This is a genomic window from Streptomyces flavovariabilis (assembly GCF_000725785.1).
Lineage (GTDB): Bacteria > Actinomycetota > Actinomycetes > Streptomycetales > Streptomycetaceae > Streptomyces > Streptomyces hawaiiensis.
Genome location: NZ_JNXD01000014.1, coordinates 168,503 through 187,141, shown reverse-complemented (window position 1 = coordinate 187,141; position 18,639 = coordinate 168,503). Strand labels below are relative to the sequence as shown.

At 71.3% G+C, this 18,639-nt stretch carries 14 protein-coding genes and 1 tRNA gene; 10 read left to right on the top strand and 5 right to left on the bottom strand.

Going from position 1 to position 18,639, the window contains the following annotated elements:
* The first annotated feature begins 366 nt into the window (after positions 1 to 366).
* The 5 genes from IO24_RS0124985 (at position 367) to IO24_RS0124965 (ending at position 6,994) form a co-directional block, all read left to right on the top strand.
* A complete protein-coding gene (locus tag IO24_RS0124985; protein WP_031139080.1) occupies positions 367 to 1,656 on the top strand; it encodes an ABC transporter substrate-binding protein in 1,290 nt (429 codons plus the stop codon).
* Positions 1,656 to 2,657, top strand: a complete 1,002-nt coding sequence (locus IO24_RS0124980) for a carbohydrate ABC transporter permease (protein WP_031139078.1) — start codon at positions 1,656 to 1,658, stop codon at positions 2,655 to 2,657. Before IO24_RS0124985 ends, IO24_RS0124980 begins: the two co-directional genes overlap by 1 nt.
* The gene (locus IO24_RS0124975; protein WP_031139076.1) at positions 2,654 to 3,544 is read left to right on the top strand and encodes a carbohydrate ABC transporter permease; all 891 of its coding nucleotides are present in this window, start codon (positions 2,654 to 2,656) and stop codon (positions 3,542 to 3,544) included. The genes IO24_RS0124980 and IO24_RS0124975 overlap by 4 nt, the downstream gene beginning before the upstream one ends.
* 7 nt (positions 3,545 to 3,551) lie before the next feature.
* Positions 3,552 to 4,142, top strand: a complete 591-nt coding sequence (locus IO24_RS0124970; RefSeq protein WP_031139074.1) for a hypothetical protein — start codon at positions 3,552 to 3,554, stop codon at positions 4,140 to 4,142.
* A 116-nt stretch (positions 4,143 to 4,258) separates the two neighbouring features.
* Positions 4,259 to 6,994 carry an exo-rhamnogalacturonan lyase family protein gene (locus IO24_RS0124965; protein WP_031139073.1) on the top strand — a complete coding sequence of 912 codons (2,736 nt, stop codon included), beginning with the start codon at positions 4,259 to 4,261 and terminating at the stop codon, positions 6,992 to 6,994.
* Between the two features lie 97 nt (positions 6,995 to 7,091).
* Here the strand turns inward: IO24_RS0124965 and IO24_RS0124960 are convergent, their stop codons facing one another.
* From IO24_RS0124960 to IO24_RS0124945, 4 genes are all read right to left on the bottom strand, one after another.
* Positions 7,092 to 7,298 (bottom strand): hypothetical protein, encoded by a 207-nt coding sequence (locus IO24_RS0124960; RefSeq protein ID WP_031139070.1) that lies wholly within the window; start codon positions 7,296 to 7,298, stop codon positions 7,092 to 7,094.
* An 11-nt stretch (positions 7,299 to 7,309) separates the two neighbouring features.
* A complete protein-coding gene (locus IO24_RS0124955) occupies positions 7,310 to 8,665 on the bottom strand; it encodes a type III PLP-dependent enzyme domain-containing protein (protein ID WP_031139068.1) in 1,356 nt (451 codons plus the stop codon).
* Complete coding sequence (locus IO24_RS45280) at positions 8,662 to 10,572, bottom strand: helix-turn-helix domain-containing protein (RefSeq protein WP_051905971.1); 1,911 nt, start codon at positions 10,570 to 10,572, stop codon at positions 8,662 to 8,664. Before IO24_RS45280 ends, IO24_RS0124955 begins: the two co-directional genes overlap by 4 nt.
* A 130-nt stretch (positions 10,573 to 10,702) precedes the next feature.
* A complete protein-coding gene (locus IO24_RS0124945; protein ID WP_031139066.1) occupies positions 10,703 to 13,123 on the bottom strand; it encodes an SCO7613 C-terminal domain-containing membrane protein in 2,421 nt (806 codons plus the stop codon).
* 61 nt (positions 13,124 to 13,184) lie between these two features.
* Here IO24_RS0124945 and IO24_RS0124940 point away from each other — a divergent pair, with 61 nt between their 5' ends.
* Both IO24_RS0124940 and IO24_RS0124935 read left to right on the top strand, forming a co-directional pair.
* Positions 13,185 to 13,631 (top strand): SRPBCC family protein, encoded by a 447-nt coding sequence (locus IO24_RS0124940; RefSeq protein WP_031139064.1) that lies wholly within the window; start codon positions 13,185 to 13,187, stop codon positions 13,629 to 13,631.
* Positions 13,632 to 13,670: 39 nt separating this feature from the next.
* A tRNA-Val gene (locus tag IO24_RS0124935) sits at positions 13,671 to 13,742 on the top strand.
* Between the two features lie 79 nt (positions 13,743 to 13,821).
* Here the strand turns inward: IO24_RS0124935 and IO24_RS0124930 are convergent.
* Entirely contained in the window at positions 13,822 to 14,550 is a 729-nt protein-coding gene (locus IO24_RS0124930; RefSeq protein ID WP_031139062.1) for a 3'-5' exonuclease, read from the bottom strand.
* 169 nt (positions 14,551 to 14,719) lie between these two features.
* Here IO24_RS0124930 and IO24_RS0124925 point away from each other — a divergent pair, with 169 nt between their 5' ends.
* The 3 genes from IO24_RS0124925 to thrS all read left to right on the top strand — a co-directional run bounded on the left by IO24_RS0124925 (position 14,720) and on the right by thrS (position 18,578).
* Positions 14,720 to 15,286: a DUF4365 domain-containing protein gene (locus tag IO24_RS0124925; RefSeq protein ID WP_031139060.1), complete on the top strand. Its 567-nt coding sequence runs from the start codon at positions 14,720 to 14,722 to the stop codon at positions 15,284 to 15,286.
* Positions 15,283 to 16,509, top strand: a complete 1,227-nt coding sequence (locus tag IO24_RS0124920; RefSeq protein ID WP_031139058.1) for a hypothetical protein — start codon at positions 15,283 to 15,285, stop codon at positions 16,507 to 16,509. The genes IO24_RS0124925 and IO24_RS0124920 overlap by 4 nt, the downstream gene beginning before the upstream one ends.
* 92 nt (positions 16,510 to 16,601) lie before the next feature.
* Positions 16,602 to 18,578, top strand: a complete 1,977-nt coding sequence (gene thrS, locus IO24_RS0124915) for a threonine--tRNA ligase (protein WP_031139056.1) — start codon at positions 16,602 to 16,604, stop codon at positions 18,576 to 18,578.
* Positions 18,579 to 18,639: the final 61 nt, after the last annotated feature.

The following is an 18,639-nucleotide window of genomic DNA, read 5'->3' as shown; positions in this document are numbered from 1 at the left end:
AGGACTCTGCGTAGCGGGCCGCTCGCGACGGCCCCGCCGGGCCGGCTCGTGCCGAGTTCCGCCAGCAGGTCGATCCCGGCATCGATCCGCCGCCGGACCGACCCCGTCCGCCGGCGCGCGGTCGCGCACGAAATCAGCCCGGCTCGCCCGGCTCCGTTCGGCGTACCGGCCGCGCGGCCGTCACCAGCGACGTCGTCCGAGCCCGCCCCAGGCCCCACCCCCTCGGGCCGCGCCGCCGCCCGGCCCCTCGGTAAGAAAATCTTGTCCGAATCATTGACGCACTCTCAGCCCCTCCGTACCTTGTGCCAGCAAGCGCTTACTTGAAACGATTCATGCGAGCGGGACGACGTGCGGGGAGGTCCAACCGTGGTGAACGGCAGGAATGTTGAGAGACGAACCATCCTGAAGGCGGCCGGAGCCACGGCAGCCACGCTGGGGCTGGCCGCGACGACCGCCTGCGGGGGTGACGGAGGGACCTCCGCGGACGGGACGGTGACGATCCGTTACGCGTGGTGGGGGGCGGAGGACCGCGCCCAGAGAATCAACAAGACCATCGCCCTCTTCGAGAAGAAGTACCCGAAGATCAAGGTGAAAACGGACTTCCAGCCTTATCTCGACTTCTGGAAGAAGTTCAACACCCAGGCCTCCGGCGGGAATCCGCCGGACGTGTTCCAGAATGCGATCGGGTTCCTTCGCAAATACGACGCGAAGAACGTGCTGCTGGATCTGAGCGAGCAGGCGAAGGCGGGCAACCTCCGGATGGAGGGATTCCGCGCGGGCCTGGAGAAGTTCGGCGAGATCGACGGCAAGCTCCTCGGCGTTCCGGTCGGTTCGAACTCCATGGCCCTCGTCATCGACAAGCCCGTCTACACCCGCGCCGGCGTGAAGCCGGAGCAGGGCTGGACGTGGGACGACTTCGAAGCCGGCATGAAGAAGATCCGGGACAAGACCGGCCGCGCCGGCGACAGCGGCATGTACGGCACGATGTACCTCTACGACCTCTACCTGCGCCAGAACGGCAAGGCGTTCTTCACCGAGGACGGACTCGGCTTCACCGAGGCGGACCTGACGGACTGGTGGACGAAGGCCAGGAAGGGCGTCGAGGAGGGTCTCTTCTCCGACCCCAAGAAGGTCGCCCAGATCAAGCCCAAGTCGGCGCTCGCCGCGGAGCTCTCCGGTGGCGAGTACACCTGGGACAACTTCACCGTCCGCTACACCTCCGAGGGCAAGAGCGAGTACGGCCTGGCTCCCATCCCGACGACGGACGGCAAGAAGACCGGCCAGTACCTCGGTTCCCTGATGCTGAGCGCCTCCAAGCGCACCCAGCACCCCAAGGAAGTCGCCCAGTTCATCGACTTCATGGTGCACGACCCCGAGGTCGCCAAGATCATGGGCTACGACCGCGGTGTGCCCGCGACCCAGGCCCAGTTCGACGCGTACAAGCCGACCGACCCGGTCAACCAGGCGATAGCCGCCTACGAGCAGTCCATCGTCAAGGCCGGAGTCCTGGAGCCCATCACCCCGCACCCGAACGGCGCGGACATCTGCGAGTCGGCGTTCCTGCGCATCGCCGAGGAGATGGGCCTGGGCAAGAGGTCGGTGGCGGAAGCCGTCAAGCAGTTCTTCACCGAGTCGAAGACGGCTCTCGGCACCTGATGGGAACCACCGTGACACACGCCCCTGCGATGGAGGGCCTGTCCCAGGACTCCGAGCCGCGGCACGGTCCGGTGAAGCCCGCGCGCCCCGCCGCCCTCAAGCGGCGGCGGCGCCGGGAGAACCTGGCCGGCTATCTCTTCATGTCCCCGTGGATCGCCGGGTTCCTGCTCCTCACAGCGGGCCCGATGATCGCGTCGCTCTACTTCGCCTTCACCGACTACAACCTGTTCGACGCGCCCAAGTGGATCGGTCTCGGCAACTTCTCCGAGATGTTCGGCGATCCGCGCTGGCGCCACTCGGTGCAGGTGACGCTCTGGTACGTCGCCGTCGGTACGCCGCTGAAGCTGCTCGCGGCCCTCGGTGTGGCGCTGCTGCTCGCCCAGAGCCGACGCGGGCAGGCCTTCTACCGGGCCGCCTTCTACGCGCCGTCGCTCATCGGCGCGAGCGTCTCCGTCGCGATCGTGTGGAAGGCGATCTTCTCGGACGACGCGGTCGTCGACCGTACCCAGAAGATCTTCGGGATCGACGTCGGCGGCTGGACCGGCGACCCGGACATGATCATCTACAGCCTGGTGGCGCTCACCGTCTGGCAGTTCGGCGCCCCCATGGTCATCTTCCTGGCCGGCCTCAAGCAGGTCCCGCGTGAGCTGTACGAGGCGGCCGAGGTCGACGGGGCGGGCAAGCTGCGGCGGTTCTGGAACATCACGCTGCCGATGATCTCGCCGGTCCTCTTCTTCAACGTCCTGCTGGAGACGATCCACTCCTTCCAGATCTTCAGCTCGGCGTACATCGTCGGCGGCGGCGCCGGGAGCAACGCCTGCGGTCCCGCCGACGGCTCGATGGTCTACACCTGTTACCTCTACGTCCAGGGCTTCGAGAACAGCCGCATGGGTCTGGCCTCGGCGATGGCCTGGCTGCTGCTGGTCGCGGTCGCGCTGGTGACGGCGGTGCTGTTCTGGTCCCAGAAGCGCTGGGTGCACTACGAGGAGGGCGCCCGATGAGCGCGCAGGCCACCACCGACATCAAGCCCGCCACCGGAGGCGGAGCGCTCCGCCACAAGCTGCCCGGCTCCCTCGCCTGGCACATCGGGTCGCTGCTGATCCTCGCGGTGATCCTCTACCCGGTGATCTGGGTCGCCGGCGGGTCCTTCAAGAAGAGCGAGGAGATCGTCGGCAGTCTGGACCTTCTCCCGTCCGATCCGGTCATCGCCAACTACAAGAGCCTCGCCGACGGCATCGCCGACATCTCGATCTCCACGTTCTTCCTCAACTCGCTCTTCCTCGCGGTCGGTTCGGTCATCGGGATCCTGGTGTCCTGCTCGCTGACGGCCTACGCCTTCGCGAGGATCAGGTTCGCCGGCCGCAATCTGCTGTTCACGCTGATGATCGGCACCCTCCTGCTGCCGTACCACGTGCTGCTGATCCCGCAGTACGTGCTGTTCCGCAACATGGAGATGATCAACACCTACACGCCGCTGCTGCTCGGGAAGTACCTGGCCACCGAGGCGTTCTTCGTCTTCCTGATGGTGCAGTTCATGCGCAACATGCCCAAGGAACTGGACGAGGCGGCCCGCCTCGACGGCTGCGGGCACTTCCGGATCTACTGGTCGATCGTGCTGCCGCTGAGCCGGCCGGCCCTCATCACCAGCGCGATCTTCACCTTCATCAACTCCTGGAACGACTTCATGGGCCCGCTGATCTACCTCAACGAGCCGGACAAGTACACGGTCTCGCTCGGCCTGAAGATGTTCGTCGACCAGGAAGGCCTGGCCAACTACGGCGGCATGATCGCCATGTCGCTGGTCGCGCTGCTGCCGGTCCTCGCCTTCTTCCTCGCCTTCCAGCGCTATCTGATCGACGGCATGGCCACGTCGGGTCTGAAGGGCTGAGGCGGGTATGGCCGGGACCCGAGTGAAGGCGTGGGGCGAGTCGGCGCTGGCCGAGCGGTTCGCGGTGTTCGCCGAGTGTCTGCTGACCGGCGTATGGATCGCGGTGGCCTCGCTGGGTGTCGTCACGTATCCCGCGGCCTTCGCCGCCGGGGCGCGGCATCTGCGGCGCCGTACCGCCCATGAGGGTGGTGGCTGGCGGGAGTTCGTCGCCGACTTCCGGACGGCCGTGCGCGGCGGGTGGCTCGCCGGGCTCGCCGGGTGGGCGGCGGTGGCCGCCGTGTGGGTGGACGTCCAGGCGGCCCGGGCGGGGATTCCCGGCGGGCCGCTCGTCGGGGCCGTCGGAGTCGTCGCGCTGATCGGGCTCGTCGTGACCGGGCTGCGTGCGGCGGCGGTCTGGGAGCCGGGCGCCCGCTGGCGGACGCTGCTGGCAGGGGCCGGGCGGCGGACGGTGCTCGATCCGGCCGGGTCCTTCCTGATCGTCGGCGGGCTGGCCGTGGTGGCCCTGTCCGCCTGGTTCGCCGCACCGCTGGCGATCGCCGTCCTCGGTGCCGTGGCGGCGGCCGCCGTCGCCGTGGAGGAGCGGTACCGGCACCGCTGACCGGCGGTGCCCCCTCCTTCCAGGTCGGCGCCCCGGCGCCGTACCTCTCTCTGTCATGCCCCTGACCGCAGCGTACGGATGTGCTTCCCGCACGGACGAGGAAAGGCAGCATCGCCATGTCTCCCATCCCCCGCAGGTCCCTCCTCAAAGCGGCCGCCGTCACCGGAGCCGCCGCCCAGTTCAGCTGGGCGCTGGGAGCCCAGGACGCGCAGGCCGCCCCCAGAGCCGAGCCCGCCGACGCCGACCCCGTGACGCTCGACTGGCTGGAGGACGGCGGCCTCGGCGCCGCACCCGGCTCCACCGTCGGTGTGCCCTGGCCCAAGGGCGCGTACCGGAAGGACCAGACCTTCGCGCTGACGGACGCCGGCGGCAAGGCCGTGCCCGTGCAGTCCTGGCCGATCGCCTACTGGCCGGACGGCTCCCTCAAGTGGACCGCGCACGCGGTCGCCTCGGGCGACGGCAAGCTCACCCTCGCCGCCGGGACGCCCGCCGCACCCGAGAAGAAGGTCACCGTCGAAAAGCGCGGCGGCACCATCGACATCTCCACCGGCGTCATCACCGCGAAGATCGGCAAGTCCGGCTCCACGCTCGTCAAGTCCGTCACCCGCGGCTCCACGGAGATCGCGAAGAACGGCCGGCTCGTGCTGATCCGCCAGCCCGAGATCGAGGACGAGGACCAGGGCGCGGTCAGGACCGAGCGCTTCGACGGCGCGATCTCCAAGGTCGAGGTCGAGCAGGCGGGCCCGGTCCGCGCGGTCGTCCGCATCGACGGCAAGCACCGCAAGGGCGGCCGCAGCTGGCTGCCCTTCTCGATCAGGCTCTACTTCTACGCGGGCGCCGACTCCTTCCGCATGGTGCACACCATCACCTACGACGGCAAGCAGGAGCCGGGCAAGGCCAGTGGTGACTTCATCCGCGGCCTCGGTGTCCGCTTCACCGTGCCGATGCGCGACGAGTCGTACGACCGCCACATCCGCATCGGCGGTGACGGCACCGGACTGCTGCGCGAAGCCGTCAAGGGCATCACCGGACTGCGCCGGGACCCGGGCGCGGCCGTGCAGGCGGCCCAGTTCGAAGGCAGGAAGCTGCCCGACCCGGCCACCTGGGACCAGCGGGTGACGACGCGGCTGCAGTACATCCCCGAATGGGGCGACTACACCCTCTCCCAGCTCTCCGCCGACGGCTTCACGCTGCGCAAGCGCACCAAGAAGGGGCACGGCTGGGTCGCCGCGGGCGGTGGCCGGCGCGCGTCCGGCTTCGGCTACGTCGGCGGGGCGAGCGGCGGGTTCTCCTTCGGGCTGCGCGACTTCTGGGAGAAGTTCCCCGCCCAGCTCGACATCCGGGACGCCCACACCGACGAGGCCGAGGTCACCCTCTGGCTCTGGTCGCCCGAGGCGCAGCCCATGGACATGCGCTTCTACCACGACGGCATGGGCCAGGACACCTACCCGGAACAGATCGAAGGCCTCAACATCACGTACGAGGACTACGAGCCGGAGTTCGGCACCCCGTACGGCATCGCCCGCACCTCCGAACTCCTCTTCTGGGCCAGCGAGTCGACCCCGAGCCCTGACCGGTTCGCCGAGCAGGTCGAGGCCGTCCGCGTACTGCCCCAGCTGGCCGCGCCGCCCAAGCAGCTCATCAATGCCAAGGTCTTCGGGCCGAACCTGTACTCCGAGCCCGACCGCTCCACCCCGGCCAAGGCCAAGATCGAGGACCACCTCGACTTCCTCTTCACCTACTACAAGGACCAGGTGGAGCAGCGCCGCTGGTACGGCTTCTGGGACTACGGCGACATCATGCACACCTACGACACGTTCCGGCACCAGTGGCGGTACGACATCGGCGGCTACGCCTGGGACAACTCCGAACTGTCACCGGACCTGTGGCTCTGGTTCGCCTACCTTCGCTCCGGCCGCGCCGACATCTTCCGTTTCGCCGAGGCGATGACCCGGCACACCGGCGAGGTCGACGTCTACCACCTGGGCAAGTGGGCGGGCCTCGGCACCCGGCACGGTGTGCAGCACTTCGCCGACAGCGCCAAGCAGCAGCGCATCGCCAACACCACCTACCGGCGCTACTACTACTTCCTCACGGCGGACGAACGCGTCGGCGACCTCATGCACGCCAACGTCGACTCCGACGAGACGTTCCTCGCCCTCGACCCGCTCCGCAAGATCCGCACCGAGCCGTACACCCCCGACCGGCACGCCCTGTCGATCGGCTTCGGCACGGACTGGAGCGGCCTGGTGTCGGCCTGGCTGACGGAGTGGGAGCGCAAGGGCCCGAAGTGGGAGAAGGCCAAGGCCCGCGTGCTGTCCACGATGGAGACGATCGCCGCCCAGCCCAACGGCTTCGTCCAGGGCAGTGGTCTGTACGACCTGGACACCGGCAGGTTCGCCGTCGCCGGGGCACCCAAGGTGGAGGTCTCGCACCTGTCGGCGGTCTTCGGCCTCAACGAGCTGTGCGCCGAGCTCATCGACCTGGTCGACATGCCGAAGTTCAACGAGGCGTACTTCGACTACTGCCGCTACTTCAACGCCACCAAGGCCGAACAGGCGGCCCGCTACGGCTCCAACTTCGGCAGCCTGCTGCTCTTCCAGGGCCACTCGCGCCTCGACGCCTACGCGGCCGTCAAGACCGGCGACGAGAAACTCGCCAAGCGGGCCTGGGAGAAGTTCTACAACTCCGACGGCTACAAGGAGTCGGCGCCCTGGCGGACGGAGAAGCTGAGCGGCCCGGTCGCACTGGTGCCGGGCAGCGAGGCCACCTGGGTGTCCACGAACGACACCGCGCTGTACGGCCTCGCCGCCATCGAGAACCTGGCACTGCTCGGGGACAGGATGCCGTAACGGGGACCGGACGAGCGGATCCCGTGGCGAGGCGTCGGGATCCGCTCGTCCAGGGCTGTCGCGACAGCGGCCCCTGCCGTGCGATACCCGGCACGCCCTAGTCGATGATCTGGTTGAAGAACAGGACGGCCGGGGCCACCACCCCGCCTCCGACGCTCACCGCGACCGGCCACACGTTGCCGGCCAGCGCCGCCAGGACGGTGGCACCGATGCCGACCAGGGCTGCCAGCAGGAAGACGATCGCGGCGCGCTGACTGAGGAGCGGTCCGTCCCGGCCGGGCCCCCGACGGTCGGCCTGTGCCACCTCGGTGCTCCTTACCCGACGCCGTGGGCGGTCTCGTGCACTCGTTGCCGCGGGGGAGTGCCGTGGCCGCCCGGGCCCGGCACGTCCCACGGATCCTGCGCGGGACGCAGGAGTTCGAAGCGCACAGCGTCACCGTCACCGCCCGTCCGGACCCCGTGCACGGCGGGCTCCGGCAGGCTGTTGTAGTGGAAGGGCGTCGAGAAGTAGTAGGCGCCGGTGTCCGGGACGGTGACGATGTCGCCGGGTTCCAGGAGCGGCAACGCGCGGTCACGCGCCAGCAGGTCCCCGGCGAAGCAGGCGGGTCCCGCGATGTCCTGGCGGACCGATCCGCCCCGCTTGGCCCTGCCGCTGCCGTCGTGCGCCTCGATCCGCAGGGGCCAGGCGTCGGGGTTGAACACCGTCCGGGTGGCCACCTGCACACCGGCGTGGGTGACCGCGATCGGCCGGCCGCCCATGCTCTTGGTGTACTCGACGTACGCGGCGGTGAACCCGTTCTTGGCGAGAACCGAACGCCCGAACTCGGTGACGATCTCGTACCCGCCGGAGAACAGCGCGGGCGCCTGGACGCGCAGCTGCTGGACGTATGTGCCGAAGGTCGGCGCGGTCTCGTCGTCGGCGAAGTTGACGGGCAGTCCGCCGCCGATGTCGATGCCGACGACCTGGCGCCTGCCGAGCGAGGCGTTGACCTCCTCGGCGAACGCCACGGCCTGCGCGACCCCGCCGGCCATGAGGTCGAGCGGGCAGCCCTGCGAACCGGCATGGGTGTGTACCCAGGTCAGCCACGGGTGGTCGTGGTAGGCGCGCAGCAACCGCCGTCGGCTTCCCGGGTCCGCCAGGGGAACACCGAACTTCGAGGTGCTCGTCGCCGTGCTCATCGCGGCGATGCTGCCGCCGCCGAGCTGGGAGTTGACGCGCACCCCGATCCGCGACACCGGCATGCGGTCGCCCAGCGCCCGGTCGATCCTTGCCAGCTCCTGGTAGTTGTCGGCGTTGACGGTCACGCCCAGATCGAGGGCGTGCCTGAGTTCGGCCTCCGTCTTGGCCGGAGAGTCGAACACGATCCGGTCCGCTGCGAATCCCGCGGCCAACGCACGCGCCAGCTCACCCGCGGTGGCCACCTCGCAGCCCATGCCGAGTCGCCGCAGCTCCGCCAGCACCGGCACCAGGCAGTTGGCCTTGGCGGCGAACGCGTGCAGCACACGCGGCGCAGAGGGGAAGGCGCGGTGCAGGGACTCGACGGTCGCGGCGACGCCGTCGAGGTCGACGAAGGCGGCCAGCTGGGACCGCCCGGCGTCCAGCAGTCCCTGCCGCACCGCTTCCTGGAGGATCCGTTCGCGCCGCTCGGCGGCGGTGGTCAGTCCGGTCATGATGAGCCTTCCCATGTCGTACACGCAGCGCCCGGGACCGCCCCGGGTTGGAGTACCAGGCTGCTGTCCGTACCGGGACGGCGTCTTCGTCGAGTCGTCAAAGACGCGGGCCTCGCCCACGGCGGTTGAACGCAACGACCGCCGTGCCGGGCAGAGGCGTTGTGCGATACGACGAAGGAGAGGCCCTTCGATGGTGGCGGCGGCTGAACGGCGGACGGCACGCCCGCGGCCCCGCCTCGGTGCCGGTCGCTCAGGGGCGTGCGCCGTCGGCGTCTCCACCCAGACGCAACTGCACCTGGGCGAGCAGCCGGGCGTCCGGACTCTCCAGGTCCAGCCCCGACACCTGCGTGATCCGGCGTAACCGGTAGCGCAGGCTGTTGGAATGCACGCCCAGCGCGCGCGAGGCGGCTGTCACCGAAGTGGTCGAGGTAGGCGCGCAGGGTCTCCACGAGGCAACTGCCGCTGTGCTCGGCGTCGAACTCCCTCAGCCGGGCCACCGAGGTCCGAGGTGGCAGCGCCACCTCTCGCAGGGCGTCGACGACTTGAAGGATGCCCACGGTGTCGGCGACGTCCTCGCTCCGCGCGACGGTGCGTGGCCCGGCGCCCGCGATGAGCGCCTGCAGGGTCCGTTCGGCCGACCGGCGCGATTCGGGCGCCCGTGCCAGGCCGGGCACCACGTCGCCGAGCCCCACCCGCACCGCCGAGCCGATCGTCGCCGACAGTTGATCGGCCAGTGATTCCCCGAGCCGCCTCACCTGGCCGTCCGCCCGCCCCGGGGCGCGCTCCAGCCCGCTCAGCAGCACCAGGATCCTGCCGCCCGCCGGGACCACCACGACTCGGTGGCCCAGGGCCGCGCAGTGCAGGGTGAGCAGCCCGTACAGCCCGGACGGGTCGTCGTCCCCGTGGCGGCCGGACCCGGTGGCGACCGCCAGGACGGCACAGGGCAGCCGGGGCGGAAGCGAGGCCCGCTCCGCGAGCACCTCGACGGATCCACGGTCCTCCAGCAGCGCCCGGGCCGCATCCTCCACCAGGCGGCCGTCCGAGCTGTGGGTGCGGTGATGCAGCAGGTGGGCGGCGGCGGCCCGGGCCGCCGCGCGCAGCGTCTCCGCGGCGTTCGGCGACAGCGGGCGGCCGGCGACCGCCGCCACCCAGATGGACCCCAGCGCCTCTCCGCCCGCCCGTACGGCTCCGACCAGACGCTCCGGGTCCTGGCCGTGAGCGGGCCGGTGCAGCACGTCACCCGCACCCCACAGCGCCTGGAAGAACCCCGCCTCCCGCATGGCCGCCACCCGCCAGGGCGGCACACGACGGCCGAGGATGGTCAGCCGGCGCATCTCGTCGACGTTCTCCTCGGTGGAGGAGTAGGCCAGCACCCGCGACTCCGTGTCCTCGATGGTCACCGAGCCACCCACCAGGGCCGCCACCGCGTCGGCCAGTGAGTCCAGATCGCCCAGGCGCAGGCCGCTGGTCGCCTGCGTCGGGGGAACCCCCGCCGCCGCCAGCCCCGCCCTCAGCACCCCCACGAGTTGGGCCCAGGTGCACCAGGCGGTACGGAAGAGCACCGCCGTGCCGCTCTCCTCCGCGGCTGTCTGCAACGCCCGCACGGTGGGCTCCGGCCGACCCGGGCCGAACACCACACCCGCCGCACCGGCCTCACCGGCCCGACGCACCACGTCGACCGCGTGCGCCGAGCGCGGGTCGACGCCGACGGCGAGCAGTAACTCCCGCGGCCTGATCACGGGTTCGAGGGCGTCCAGCACATGGACGCCGGTGACACTCGTCCGCAGTCCCTCCGGAGCCGTGTGCAGCTCCACGGCCCCCGCTCCCACCACCGAGAGCAGGCGCTCCAGTGTCCCCTGGTCCTCGGCGCCCGTGCCGCGGCCCGGTGATTCCCCCAGGTCCGTCATGATGCCTCCCCCGTCCCCCGCCCGACTGCGCCGTCGGCGGCAGATCGGAGAACGTATGACATCACGGGCTTTGTCCGCAGTCGAGACGCCCTACGGCACACAGAAGGACCGACGGCGCGAACCACAGGGGCTAGTTCATCCGCCCCAGAACCTCCCGCACCCGCCGGACGTCCCGGATCCGCTGCTCGTACGTCGCCCCGAGTGCGAGCAGCAGGAGTCCGGCGAGGGCGGGAGGCGCCCAGCGGGGGAGCGCCCCCGTCACCTGCACGACGTACGGGGCCAGTTCGTGCAGGGTGACCAGGGCCAGCACCCAGCCGCCCAGCACCAGTGGCGCCCGGAGGTGGTGGCGGGCACCCAGCAGGGTGACCAGCAGCGCCGCCGTGCCCAGCAGCAGCGGCCGCGTCCAGTGCGGATCCGCCCAGGCCGCCACGAGGCTCGGCACGAGAGTGGCGGCCAGCCCGGGGCCGTACGCCGTCCAGGACGAGGCCTGCGGGTCCCGGCGCCGGCGCAGCGCTCCGACGAGCAGCGCCGGGACGGTCACCGGGAGGGTGTACGCCTCGGGCGTCCCCACGTCCCAGGCCGCCAGGCGCACCCACGCGGCCAGCACGAACAGGGCCGTGGCCGCGTAACCCACGGGACGGCGCTCGGCACGCAGGGCCGTGCCCGCGGCGATCACCCCGCACAGGGCCAGCACCAGGGCGAGCATCGGCGGGTCGGTGACGGCGAGAACCACGGCGAACAGCCCGAGGGCGGTGCCCACGGCCTCGACGGGCACCGTCGCCCGGGACGCGCCGAGCCGCGCCGCCAGCAGCGCGGCAACAGCGGGAACCACCAGGACCAGCAGAGCGGTTCGGGTCGGCGGCCAGTGCGCGGCGGCGCCGGACGCCGTGGCCAGCGCGGCGGCGTACACGAGAGCGGCCGGAGCCGTGAACGGGGCGACGCCCGACCGCCACGAGGCCGCGGCGAACAGCACCGTCAGCACGGACAGCACGACCAGCGTCGCGGACTGGGAGGCGAGGGAGACCAGAGTGAGGCTGACGGCCGTGACCAGGGCGAGGACGAGGGCCGTGACCTGCGCGGCCGATGCCGGGATCCGGCAGGCGTACAGCGCGGCCGTCGTCATGACGCCCAGGGCCAGCATGCCCGCGGCGTACGGGACCTCCAGGATTGCCGGCAGGATCAGCGCCGTGGCCCAGAGCAGGCCGAGAGCACCGAGCCGGGCCCGCGGACGCCAGACCTCCGCGCGGATCGCCAGGGCGAGCACGGCCGCCACGGCCACCAGCACGACCGGAGCCACCACCGCGTCCGGCGGCCAGGGCGCCTCGACGACCACCGCCGCGCGGGCATCCGACGGCGCACCGCTCCACACCCGGCCCAGCCGGCCGGCCGGGCCGAGCAGCACCACGGCGACGACGGGCAGCGTCCACAGGATTGCCAGCGCCTGTACGGCACCGGAGGCCCAGGCGAAGCCCCTCCGTATCGCGCCCGGCAGGCTTTCGGCCCGCACCGCCCCCAACAGGGCGATGCCTACGGCCAGATGAACCGGAACCGCCCACTCCGACGGCACCCCGGAACGGGCCACCCCGCCGAGCGCACCGACGACGAGCAGTCCGGACGTGATCGCGAGGCCGAGGGCGTGCTGGACGCCCGGCCCTCGCCAGGCCGCGCCCAGGGCGATCGCCGCCGCGAGCACGAGCAGCGCCCCGGCACGGGAAGCGTCACCGGGACCGTCGGCTGTCAAGGACAGCCAGCCGGCGCCCAGAACGCCCCATCCGCCCATGCCGTACGCACCGACGACGGCGGTGATCCGCACGGCCCCGGCCGGCAGCCGCACCACCGCCACCGCGTCGAGCCCGGCCGTCACCAGCAGCGCGGCCGTGATCGCATACGGGCCCGGGGCGGCGGACAGGGCCCACAGCAGCAGCGGGAACTGGGCCGCCGCCAGTGCGGAGGGCAGGGGCAGGCGCAGCGCGGCCGTGACCGGCAGCAGGCCGTACGCCGTCCAGGCCGCCGCCAGCACCGCCGACGCGGCGGCCGCGTATGCGGTGCCGTCCGTCCCGGCGAGGGCCGCCGCGTGCAGCGCGTAGGCGTCCAGGACGGTCAGCGCGAGCCCGAGGCCCGCCACGGACTCGGCCGTCGAGAGCAGTCCCCGCTTCAGCAGTGCCACGGGCGCGGCGAGCGTGGCCAGCGTGACCGCGCCGAGCACCAGAGCCCGCCCGGCGATGCCCATGTGCCCCCAGCTGACCAGCGTGAACACCGCCGCCGCGAGCGTGAGCAGAACGCCGCCGAGGACCAGCAGCACGTTCTGCACGCTGGGCGCGGTCGTCTCCGGGCGGGGCGCTGCGGTGGGCGGCGGCTGCGTCGCGGCCTGAGCCCGCGACTGCTGGCGCGTCGGGTGCAGGGCCGCGATCAGCCAGGCGCGACGGGTCAGCAACTGGGCGCGCCGGGCGTCCAGTTGCCAGAGTTCGGCATCGAGGAGCCGCAATTCCTCGGCCGGGGGCGGAAGGTGGGTCATGAATCGCAGTGTGGTCCGTGTCACCTCGCCCGGCATGAGTGCGGATACTCAGGCGCGTACTCAGACAGTTCCCGTCACGCATGGGCAGACTGCCGGAATGGACTGGAACCATTACCGCTTCCGCACTCTGTGGACCCTGCCCGCGCCCCCCGCCGCCGTGTACGACGTGCTGGAACGCCCCGAGGACTACCCGCGCTGGTGGCCCCAGGTCCAGGAGGTGACCCGGCTCGACGACACCACCGGGGTGATCCGCATCCGCTCCGTCCTGCCGTACGACATGACGTTCACGGCGCGGGAGGTGCGGCGCGATCCCGCGGCCGGTGTGCTGGAGACCGCCCTGTCCGGGGACATCGAGGGCTGGGCGCGCTGGACGGTCACACCGCGGGGGACGGGCAGTCTCGCGCGCTACGACCAGGTGGTCAGTGTGCGCAAGCCGCTGCTGCGGCGGCTCGCCGTGCCGGGACGACCCGTCTTCCGCGCCAACCACGCGCTGATGATGAGGTCCGGGCGGCGCGGACTCCTCAGGCATCTCCGAACGGTTTGAAGGAAGCGTGCCCGGACCTGTATTGTTCAGTGCGTTCCCGGGCGATTAGCTCAGTGGGAGAGCGCTTCGTTCACACCGAAGAGGTCACTGGTTCGAACCCAGTATCGCCCACCGGAAACAGCCGGTCCGTCGCAGACGGACCGGTTTTTTCATGCCCGGAGAACAGCTCTCGGGGCTCGGGGAACAGCTCTCAGGCCGCCGCCGGAAAGTCCGGACGCAGGGGCCACGCCGGGTCGACCGCCTCGTCCACGCCGCTGCGCGCGAACCACGCCTGCAGGCCCCGCGCCTGCGCCGCGTGCCACACCGCTTGCAGCGTGTGCAGCTCACCCGGGGCGAGACGCTCCAGCCGGGACGCGAACCGGCGGCCCACCGCCCGGGTGACCTCCAGCGCCGCCACGGCGTCGGCCGCCGCGTCGTGCGCGCCCTCCAGGGCGACACCGTAGTGCGCGCACAGGTCGGTCAGGGTGCGGCGGCCCTTGCGGTAGCGGTCCAGATGCTTGTCCAGGACCCGCGGGTCCAGCACGGACAGCGGCGCCGACTCGAACCAGCGGCCGAGCGCCGAGGCACGATGGCGGCGCAACTCCCGGTCCAGCATGGTCAGATCGAACGGCGCGTTCATCACCACCAGCGGGCGTCCGGCGTGCGCCTGCTCGGCCAGCGCCTGCGCTATCTCGTACATCACCGGAGCCGGCCACCGGCCGTTGTGCTGCAGGTGCTCCTCCGTCAGTCCGTGCACCGCCGTCGCCTCGGCGGGCACCGGCACCCCCGGGTTCACCAGCCAGCGGCTCACCCGCGGCCGGATGCCCGGGGCATCCTGGACGACGACGGCGGCCGACACGATCCGGTCGGTCTCGACGTCCACGCCCGTCGTCTCCGTGTCGAAGGCGGCCAGCGGCCCTTCGAACCAGCACGTCGTCATAGCCACACAACCCCTCGTTCACCTTCGGCAGTTGACGCACCGTCCGCTGCCCGATCCGGTGATACCCGGGCTGTTTGCGCCGTACGCCGGAAGGAGACAACAGGAGTACGGGTCGGTGCAGTTCAGCGGCCCGCAGCGGGGAATCACTTGTTCTGGAAGGCTGTCGGCCATGGCCATAGCGCAGCCCGAACGGGGCGGGCTGCTGCCCGAGCGCACGGCTCCCTCTCGCGGCACTCTCGCCACCACCGCCTGCATGGAGACACTGCAGGTCGGCTATCTGCACGCCGTCGCGGCGGCCGCCGGCTGCTCGCTGTCCCAGCCCTTCCCCGACAACGGCATCGACTGGCACGTCAGCCACAGCGCCCCCGGGCACACGGTCGACGACGAGGTCACCATCAAGGTGCAGCTCAAGGCCACCTACCAGGTGCCGCCCAACCCACCGGGCCGCACCTTCTCCTTCACGCTCGACAACGACCACCTGGCGAAGCTCGCCCGCACACCGGTGTCGGTGCACAAGATCCTCGTGGTGATGCTGGTGCCGCGCGTCCAGGACGACTGGCTGCGTGCCGGCCACGACCGGCTGGACCTGCGGCACTGCTGCTACTGGACCAACCTCGCCGGACAGCCGATCACCGGCCGCCGCCGCACCACCGTGCGCATACCGACCTCACGCATCTTCGACGACCGGGCCCTGTGCGAGATCATGACGCGGGTCGGGACGGGAGGGAAACCGTGACGCACCGCCCGGCCGAAGGGCCACTGAGGCCCGTGCGGCCCCACCCCGCCGACCCGCCCTGGCGTGGCTCCGCACCCGACCCCGTCGACGTCGACCCTGCCGTCCTGAGCGCCCTGCTGCGCCGGCACGGCTGGCAGCGGCGCGGCGGGGCCCCCGGGCGCTACGGCCGCTGGACCCCGCCGGGCCCCGGCGGCAGCGGCACCAGCCTCCTGGTGCCTGAGAGCCGTGCCTTCCCCGACAGCGACGACCTGCTCGGCGAGGCCCTGCTCGCCCTGTCCCGCAGCGGCACGCCGTCCGCCCGCGAGGTCCTCGTCTCCCTCGCCGTGCCCAGCGACGAGATCCGCTGGTGGCACGACGTCCCCGCCGGGCCCGCCGGCGCGGCGTCCTGGACCGCCGAGGACCGGCTGCGCGGCGCCGCCCGCCGGATGCTGCTCGCCGCGGCCCTCGCCACCCGCGCGCGGGCCGGCTACCACGGGGCCCGCCACCGGCGCTCGGCCGCCGCGGCTCTGCAGAACGTCCTGGTCGGCTCCGCCACCGACGGCCGGCTCACCGCCTTCGTGCCCGTCGCCACCGGCCGCCCCCTCGCCGTACGCCTCCACCAGGCTTTGTTCGCCGCCCGGGAGGCCATCGACTACCAGCGGGCCACCGGCGGCATGGACGCCTTCGACGCCGCCGTCGAGGCAGGAGTGAGCCACGAGCTCACCGAGTCCCTCGTCGCCCTCGTCCGGGGCACGGAGGGCGCCCGGATCGCCGTCGCATGGGCCCCGGCGGCCGGTGTGCCCGAGAGCTGCGCACCCTCCGCCGAGCCCGTCGAGTTCTCGCCCGGCGACCTGGCCGCGCTGCGCGAGGCGGGCGCCCGTTACCTGCGCGAGGAACCCGCCGTGCCGGTGCGGATCACGGGCGCGGTGGTACGGCTGCGCCGGTCCGGGCCGCGCGGCGACGGCACCGTACGGCTGCGCGTGCTGGCCGGGGCCGACGTACCGAACGTCCGGATCACCCTCGACGAGGAGGCGTACCGGATCGCCGGGCACGCCCACCTCGTCGGGCTCCCGGTGCGGGTGCAGGGACGGCTGGAGAGCCGGGGCGGATTCCGTCGCCTCACCGGCGCCCACGGGGTGGTCCCCGTTCAGGTCGACGACGCCGAGCGGGACCGGCTGATGAAGGAGCTCCACGAGAACCTCGACTTCTTCGAGGAGGCCTGCGGAGGGGACTGCGCGGACTGATTTCGCGAAGGGTGGTCCCGGGTCGGTACGATCCTTACTCGTGCGCGCGCTCCGGTATGGCGCCCGCGGCCCCCTTCAGTCAGGAGAGACCGGTGTCAGACGTCCGTGTGATCATCCAGCGCGATTCCGAGCGGGAAGAACGCGTGGTGACGACGGGCACTACGGCCGCCGAGCTTTTCGCCGGCGAGCGCTCGATCATCGCCGCACGCGTGGCCGGCGAGCTCAGGGACCTGTCGTACGCCCTGTCCGAGGGCGACGAGGTCGAGGGCGTCGAGATCTCCTCCGAGGACGGCCTGAACATCCTGCGCCACTCCACCGCGCACGTCATGGCGCAGGCCGTGCAGGAGCTCTTCCCCGAGGCCAAGCTCGGCATCGGCCCGCCCGTCAAGGACGGCTTCTACTACGACTTCGACGTCGAGAAGCCGTTCACGCCCGAGGATCTCAAGGCCATCGAGAAGAAGATGCAGGAGATCCAGAAGCGGGGGCAGAAGTTCGCCCGCCGCGTGGTCACCGACGAGGCCGCCCGCGAGGAGCTGGCCGGCGAGCCGTACAAGCTGGAGCTGATCGGCCTCAAGGGCTCCGCCTCCAGCGACGACGGCGCGGACGTCGAGGTCGGCGCCGGCGAGCTGACGATCTATGACAACCTGGACGCCAAGACCGGCGACCTGTGCTGGAAGGACCTCTGCCGAGGCCCCCACCTGCCGTCGACCCGGGCGATCCCGGCGTTCAAGCTGATGCGCAACGCGGCCGCCTACTGGCGCGGCAGCGAGAAGAACCCCATGCTCCAGCGCATCTACGGCACCGCCTGGCCCACCAAGGACGAGCTGAAGGCGCACCTGGAGTTCCTCGCCGAGGCCGAGAAGCGCGACCACCGCAAGCTCGGCAGCGAGCTCGACCTGTTCTCCATCCCCGAGCAGATCGGCTCCGGCCTCGCCGTCTTCCACCCCAAGGGCGGCGTCATCCGCCGGGTCATGGAGGACTACTCGCGGCGCCGCCACGAGGAGGAGGGCTACGAGTTCGTCTACACCCCGCACGCGACGAAGGGGAAGCTCTTCGAGACCTCGGGCCACCTGGACTGGTACGCCGACGGCATGTACCCGCCCATGCAGCTCGACGAGGGCGTGGACTACTACCTCAAGCCCATGAACTGCCCGATGCACAACCTGGTCTTCGACGCGCGCGGGCGTTCCTACCGTGAACTGCCGCTGCGCCTGTTCGAGTTCGGGACGGTGTACCGCTACGAGAAGTCGGGCGTGGTGCACGGCCTGACCCGCGCCCGCGGTTTCACCCAGGACGACGCGCACATCTACTGCACCCGTGAGCAGATGTCGGAGGAGCTCGACAAGACGCTCACCTTCGTCCTCGGCCTGCTGCGCGACTACGGCCTGACCGACTTCTACCTGGAGCTGTCCACCAAGGACCCGGAGAAGTTCGTCGGCTCGGACGAGGCCTGGGAAGAGGCCACGGAGACGCTGCGCCAGGTCGCCGAGAAGCAGGGCCTGCCCCTGGTGCCCGACCCGGGGGGCGCCGCCTTCTACGGCCCGAAGATCTCCGTCCAGACCAAGGACGCCATCGGCCGCACCTGGCAGATGTCGACGATCCAGCTCGACTTCAACCTGCCGGAGCGCTTCGACCTGGAGTACACGGGACCCGACGGCGCCAAGCAGCGTCCGGTCATGATCCACCGCGCGCTGTTCGGCTCCATCGAGCGCTTCTTCGCGGTGCTCCTGGAGCACTACGCGGGTGCCTTCCCGGCGTGGCTCGCCCCCGTCCAGGCCGTCGGCATCCCGATCGGCGACGCGCACGTGGAGTACCTGGAGAAGTTCGCCGCCGCGGCCAGGAAGAAGGGCCTGCGCATCGAGGTCGACTCCTCCTCCGACCGCATGCAGAAGAAGATCCGCAACGCCCAGAAGCAGAAGGTGCCCTTCATGGTCATCGCGGGCGACGAGGACATGTCCCACGAGTCCGTGTCCTTCCGCTACCGCGACGGTTCGCAGGAGAACGGCATCCCCTTCGACGAGGCCATCGCGAAGATCCAGAAGGTCGTCGAGGAGCGGGCGCAGGTCTGATCTCACGGTGTCCGGGCCCCCGGGGAGATCCCGGGGGCCTTTGCCGTCCCCCCAGCTCGAC

Bases quoted from the DNA above. Each gene is read 5' to 3' on its own strand.
- IO24_RS0124980 (WP_031139078.1), top strand. From the start codon at position 1,656: ATGGGAACCACCGTGACACACGCCCCTGCGATGGAGGGCCTGTCCCAG.
- IO24_RS0124975 (WP_031139076.1), top strand. From the start codon at position 2,654: ATGAGCGCGCAGGCCACCACCGACATCAAGCCCGCCACCGGAGGCGGA.
- IO24_RS0124970 (WP_031139074.1), top strand. From the start codon at position 3,552: ATGGCCGGGACCCGAGTGAAGGCGTGGGGCGAGTCGGCGCTGGCCGAG.
- IO24_RS0124965 (WP_031139073.1), top strand. From the start codon at position 4,259: ATGTCTCCCATCCCCCGCAGGTCCCTCCTCAAAGCGGCCGCCGTCACC.
- IO24_RS0124955 (WP_031139068.1), bottom strand. From the start codon at position 8,665: ATGACCGGACTGACCACCGCCGCCGAGCGGCGCGAACGGATCCTCCAG.
- IO24_RS45280 (WP_051905971.1), bottom strand. From the start codon at position 10,572: ATGACGGACCTGGGGGAATCACCGGGCCGCGGCACGGGCGCCGAGGAC.
- IO24_RS0124945 (WP_031139066.1), bottom strand. From the start codon at position 13,123: ATGCCGGGCGAGGTGACACGGACCACACTGCGATTCATGACCCACCTT.
- IO24_RS0124940 (WP_031139064.1), top strand. From the start codon at position 13,185: ATGGACTGGAACCATTACCGCTTCCGCACTCTGTGGACCCTGCCCGCG.
- IO24_RS0124930 (WP_031139062.1), bottom strand. From the start codon at position 14,550: ATGACGACGTGCTGGTTCGAAGGGCCGCTGGCCGCCTTCGACACGGAG.
- IO24_RS0124925 (WP_031139060.1), top strand. From the start codon at position 14,720: ATGGCCATAGCGCAGCCCGAACGGGGCGGGCTGCTGCCCGAGCGCACG.